Origin of the sequence: Rickettsia asembonensis, from assembly GCF_000828125.2 — a bacterium.
Lineage (GTDB): Bacteria > Pseudomonadota > Alphaproteobacteria > Rickettsiales > Rickettsiaceae > Rickettsia > Rickettsia asembonensis.
Window position 1 is genome coordinate 1 of the sequence record NZ_JWSW01000065.1, and the last position, 1,565, is coordinate 1,565.

Genomic DNA, 1,565 nt, shown 5'->3' on the forward strand with positions numbered 1-1,565 from the left:
TCAACACTCCCTTTATGGAAGATATAAGCTCTTGGAAAGAAAAGTTTGAAGTTTGCGTTTATGCTAAAAAGCTACTTGATAAACTCAAATATTTAAACACTAAAGTAAAAAATCCTATTGATATAGAGGAAGTCAAAAAAGGTATATACTATGCCCATAAATATCACGGTTCACAAATGCGTCAGTCAGGCGACCCATACTATTCGCATCCGATTGAGGTGGCGATTATGCTTGCGGTGTTTGTAGCTGAAGAAGCCCCTAAGCTTTTTACTTCTAACATGATAAATGCTGCTCTACTTCATGATACTATTGAGGATACAGAACTTACTGAAGAAATGATAACTAAGATTTTTAGTATAGAAGTAGGGAAACATGTAGAGGGATTAACTAGAATCAAACCTTATGGGAAAATAAGTGCCGAAGAGAGTTTAAATCAATTAATTAAACAAAAAAGACACGATACGGCACTTATAAAACTTTTTGATAGAGTCTATAATATACAGACTTTAGGAGCTAAATCACCTGAGAAAGCTAAAAAATAATAAAGGAAAGTTTAAGTGCATTTGTAGCAATTAGCATGCACTTAGAAATACCTACACTAGTACAAAAATTAACTCAACTATGCTATACATATTTATCAATACAAAACCAACAAAAAGAATTGTTTATAGAGGATAATTCCCAGCTTCTTTTTCTACCTTTTCAAAATGAGATAAACCAATTGCAAAACCAGTTGCTACTAAAGCAAAAACAATAAATAGTCTCCAATAATTAAAAAACTTAGTTAAATAAACAAGACCAAAGGATACCACTACATACATTATAGCTCTTGATAAAGCATATGTAAGAGTAGCTGAAGTAAAACGTTTAAAAACTGGAAAATGTTTATAAAAAATTGAAGCCGCAGGCATACTATCTGAAACAAATAAAATAACTAAACTCTGTAATATAAACAATTCGGTAGGACTTGTCATATTACTTAGAAAATAAGGAATAGCTACTGTAAAGATTATAAATGCCCCAAATTTTACTTTTAAGATTTTTAATGGATAAATCCAATAGCTTAAAAATGTTAATATTATAAAGCCCAATAGATTTACTATGTGCTGGGGTGTAATTGAAAACATGCTCTAGTACTTCACCACAATAAACATATATAAAGTAAAACATTACTGGCCAACAACATTCTATTAAAAAATATGCTAGAAAATTTTTGTTTAAAAGTTTAGCGCTTATTACAGGATTATTTTTTATAATAGATAAATCTTGATTTGCAATTTCTAAAGTTTTTTTCAATTGATGTTTAGCATCTGCAAATTCTGGAGTTTCTTGAAGACTCCTTCTAGCTGTTGTACCTACAAGTGCTATTGCAGCCCCTATCCAAAAAACAGCACGCCAACTAAAACCTTGAGAAGTTACTAATGATGCAACCCCAAGTGCCGTAGTTCCTCCTAATGTTGTAAATACTGATACTACTGCAACAGCTACATATCTAATCGGCGGGGAGATCATTTCAGTTAAGTAAATCTCTGCCCCTACTACTTCTCCCATTGAGGGAGTGTTGA

The 1,565-nt window shown here is 31.9% G+C and carries 2 protein-coding genes and 1 pseudogene; 1 reads left to right on the forward strand and 2 read right to left on the reverse strand.

The window, feature by feature from the left end:
* Window positions 1–14: 14 nt before the first annotated feature.
* A pseudogene (locus SB78_RS05620) lies at window positions 15–757 on the forward strand (HD domain-containing protein).
* Here the strand turns inward: SB78_RS05620 and SB78_RS10270 are convergent.
* Window positions 666–974: a hypothetical protein gene (locus SB78_RS10270; RefSeq protein WP_199402809.1), complete on the reverse strand. Its 309-nt coding sequence runs from the start codon at window positions 972–974 to the stop codon at window positions 666–668. The pseudogene SB78_RS05620 and the gene SB78_RS10270 overlap by 92 nt on opposite strands.
* Before the next feature lies 1 nt (window position 975).
* A partial coding sequence (locus tag SB78_RS05625; RefSeq protein WP_146625043.1) for an MFS transporter occupies window positions 976–1,565 on the reverse strand: 590 nt, incomplete at its 5' end.